The following is a 3386-nucleotide window of genomic DNA, read 5'->3' on the forward strand; positions in this document are numbered from 1 at the left end:
ACCACCATCCGCGCCAGCCGCGGCGGCAGCGGCAAGGACCGCAGCGCCTGCCCCGTCGGGGTGATCCGGCCGTCCCCGTCGAGCCCGCCGAGACGGGTCAGCAGCGCCCGCGCCTCAGAGAGGGCAGGGGCCGGCGGGGAGTCGAGAAACCGCAACGATGTCAGATCCTTGACGCCCCAGGCAGCGCAGTCGAGCACGAGCCCCGACAGGTCGGCGGCGAGGATCTCGGGACGCGTGAACGGCTCCAGCGCGCCGGTGCCCGCCTCGGTCCAGAGCCGCCAGCACACGCCCGGCTCGGTCCGTCCCGCGCGCCCGCGCCGCTGATCGACCGAGGCGCGGGAGGCGCGGGCCGTGACGAGGCGCGTCAGGCCGTTGCCGGGCTCGTAGACGGGCACGCGGGACAGGCCGGAATCCACAACGATTCGAACGCCTTCGATGGTGAGGGACGACTCGGCGATCGCGGTCGCCAGCACCACTTTCCGCCGCCCGTCCCGCGATGGCGAGACGGCCCGGTCCTGCTCCCCCTGCGTCAGCGCCCCATAGAGCGGCGCCACATCCGTCTCCGGCCCAACACGGCCTTCGAGACGTTCGGCGACACGGCGGATCTCGGCCTGTCCAGGCAGGAAGGCGAGCACCGATCCAGGGTCGGCGCGCAAGGCGCGCAGGATCGCCTCGGCCATGGAATCCTCAATCCGTACAGTGGGTTCGCGGTCGAGGTGGCGAGTCTCGACGGGAAAGGCGCGGCCTTCGGATTCGACCACCGGGGCATCGCCGAGCAGGACCGCGACCCGCGCCCCGTCGAGCGTCGCCGACATCACCAGGATACGCAGGTCCTCCCGCAATCCGGCCTGCGCATCCAGCGCGAAGGCGAGGCCGAGATCGGCGTCGAGGGAGCGCTCGTGGAACTCGTCGAACAGCACCGCGCCGACACCCGACAGCTCCGGGTCGTCGAGGATCATCCGCGAGAACACGCCCTCGGTGACGACCTCGATCCGGGTCCGGGACGAGACCTTCGAGCCGAGCCGGACACGAATTCCGACAGTCTCGCCAACGTCTTGGCCGAGCGTCCTGGCCATCCGCTCGGCAGCGCCGCGTGCCGCCAGACGACGCGGTTCGAGCAGGATGATCCTGTTGCCGGCGAGCCAGGGCGCGTCGAGGAGGTCGAGCGGAACGCGGGTCGTCTTGCCGGCACCGGGCGGCGCGACCAGGACGGCGGCGTTGTGCCGTTGCAGCGCCTCGCGCAGTCGCGGCAGCGCGGCATCGATCGGGAGCGGCACGCGGCCGATGGCGGATGACACGGCGCGGGCATGGCTCGGCGTCGATGCGAAATCAAGCGAGCCGCGCGATCTCCAAAGGTCGGCACTCCTGTGCCGGCTCCGTCGGGACGCCGCCGGATTTCTTCGTCATCTCAGTGATTTCCCTGTCCGTAAACATCACCGTACGACGGAACGGATCGCGCAAACCCGACTTCACTGTTCGCGCATCGGGCGCAGACGACGGAAGGTTTCAGACATGCGGTTCGCAACGACACTCGCAGCCGGTGCGCTGCTCGGCGCCATCGGGTTTGGAGCGGTGTCGGCATCCGCTGCACCGGCCATGCCGCATGCCGCCCTGGTGGCAGGAGACACGATCGAGACGGTGCGTCACCGCGGCCACCACCATCACTCCCACATGGGCCATCACGGCACCACGAAGCACGAGCGGATGATGCGTCGCCACAACACGCACCACCACGGCAATCCGAATGCTCGCAATCCCGAGCGCCCCGGCTACCAGCAGCAGCTCGGCAACACGACCAACGGTCCGCGCTACTGAGGCACGAATTTCGATCCAAGCTTCTGGTTACAAATAAAAAATCCTCCCGGTGTCGCGCCGGGAGGATTTTTTGTGTCCGTCTCGACCGCCGATATCGAAGGACGCTCTTGCGGCCATGTTAACGAAATCCGCGTCGGTCGCGCCGAGCGGCACGATCTGCACGGCCCTGTCGAAGCCGACTGGGATCGGCCTCCGCACAATGCCGCGTCCAAGCTCCTGCAGCACCTCCGAAGAGATCGAAGCGGATTGAATATCGGCATCACCAGCACGTCGGCCGGCTCCTCGAGAGGGCCGCCAAGCCGTTTCCCCAGGCGAGACGCGGCGCCCGCCTGATTCAGCGGACCGCTTCTGCTAAGCATCGCGCATGAGCCGTCCTGCCCTACGATCCATTCCCCTCGACCAGCACGCGAAGGGTGCGGATGCCGTGAGCGCGAAGGAGCCTCTCGCGCTCGCCGGCGCGACGCCGATGATGGCGCAGTACATCGAGATCAAGGCGGCCAACCCCGACTGCCTCCTGTTCTACCGGATGGGCGACTTCTTCGAGCTGTTCTTCGAGGATGCCGAGATCGCCTCGCGGGCCCTCGGGATCGTGCTGACCAAGCGCGGCAAGCACGGCGGCAACGAGATCCCGATGTGCGGCGTGCCGGTGGAGCGGGCCGACGATTATCTCAGCCGCCTGATCGCCCTCGGACACCGCGTCGCCGTCTGCCAGCAAGTCGAGGATCCGGCGGAAGCCAAGAAGCGTGGGCCGAAATCCGTGGTCAGGCGCGAGGTCCAGCGCCTCGTCACCCCCGGTACGATCACCGAGGACCGGCTGCTCGATCCCGCGCGTGCCAACCTGCTGCTGGCGGTCGGGCGCCGGAAGATCTCGGAGCAGGCTCAGGCCTATGGGCTCGCCGCCATCGACATTTCCACCGGCCGCTTCTCACTGAGCGAGGTCGCCGACGGCGAGCTCGCAGCCGCCATCGCCCGGCACGAGCCCCGCGAGATCGTCCTCTCCGAAGCGATTTTTTCGGATCCCGCCCTCGCGAGGCTGTGGCGCGATACCGCGGCCGCCGTCGTGCCTTTGGCACAGGCCGAGCTCGAACCCGCTTCGGCCGAACGGCGCATCCGCGAACAATTCGGCGTCGCGACGCTGGACGGCTTCGGCGCCTTCAGCCGTGCCGAGATCGCGGCGGCCGGTGCGGCGCTTCTCTACATCGAGCGCACGCAGATCGGCGCCCGCGTCCCACTCTCCGCACCGACCCGCGAGGCCAGCGGCGCGACCCTCTCGATCGACGCGGCGACGCGCGCCAATCTGGAACTGACACGGACGCTCTCGGGCGAGCGCAAGGGTAGCCTCCTCGACACCATCGACCGCACCGTCTCGGCCGGCGGCGCAAGGCTGCTGGCCGAGCATCTGGCCGGCCCGCTGACGAACCTGGAGACGATCAGCCAGCGCCAGGCAGCCGTTGCCTATCTTGCCGACGAGGCCGCTCTACGCCGGGCGCTCCGCGATGCGCTGGCCGGCGCGCCGGACCTCGCCAGGGCTCTGTCGCGAACGGGGCTCGGACGAGCCGGGCCGCGCGACC

The 3386-nt window shown here is 69.3% G+C and carries 2 protein-coding genes and 1 pseudogene; 2 read left to right on the top strand and 1 reads right to left on the bottom strand.

The annotated features are described in order from the left end of the window. Window positions 1–1298: ATP-dependent helicase HrpB (gene hrpB / locus FV217_RS22010; protein ID WP_246683130.1), on the bottom strand; the 1298-nt coding region annotated here is incomplete at its 3' end. A gap of 214 nt (window positions 1299–1512) precedes the next feature. On the opposite strand from hrpB, the gene FV217_RS22015 reads away from it, so the two are divergent. Beyond that, the gene (locus tag FV217_RS22015) at window positions 1513–1815 is read left to right on the top strand and encodes a hypothetical protein (protein ID WP_147821741.1); all 303 of its coding nucleotides are present in this window, start codon (window positions 1513–1515) and stop codon (window positions 1813–1815) included. A gap of 364 nt (window positions 1816–2179) precedes the next feature. Further along, a pseudogene (locus FV217_RS22020) lies at window positions 2180–3386 on the top strand (DNA mismatch repair protein MutS); the annotation flags it as partial.

Origin of the sequence: Methylobacterium sp. WL9 (assembly GCF_008040035.1) — a bacterium.
GTDB lineage: Bacteria > Pseudomonadota > Alphaproteobacteria > Rhizobiales > Beijerinckiaceae > Methylobacterium > Methylobacterium thuringiense.

What these genes read in the sequence shown, in the direction of transcription:
- FV217_RS22015 (WP_147821741.1), top strand. Translation starts at nt 1,513, where the DNA reads ATGCGGTTCGCAACGACACTCGCAGCCGGTGCGCTGCTCGGCGCCATC.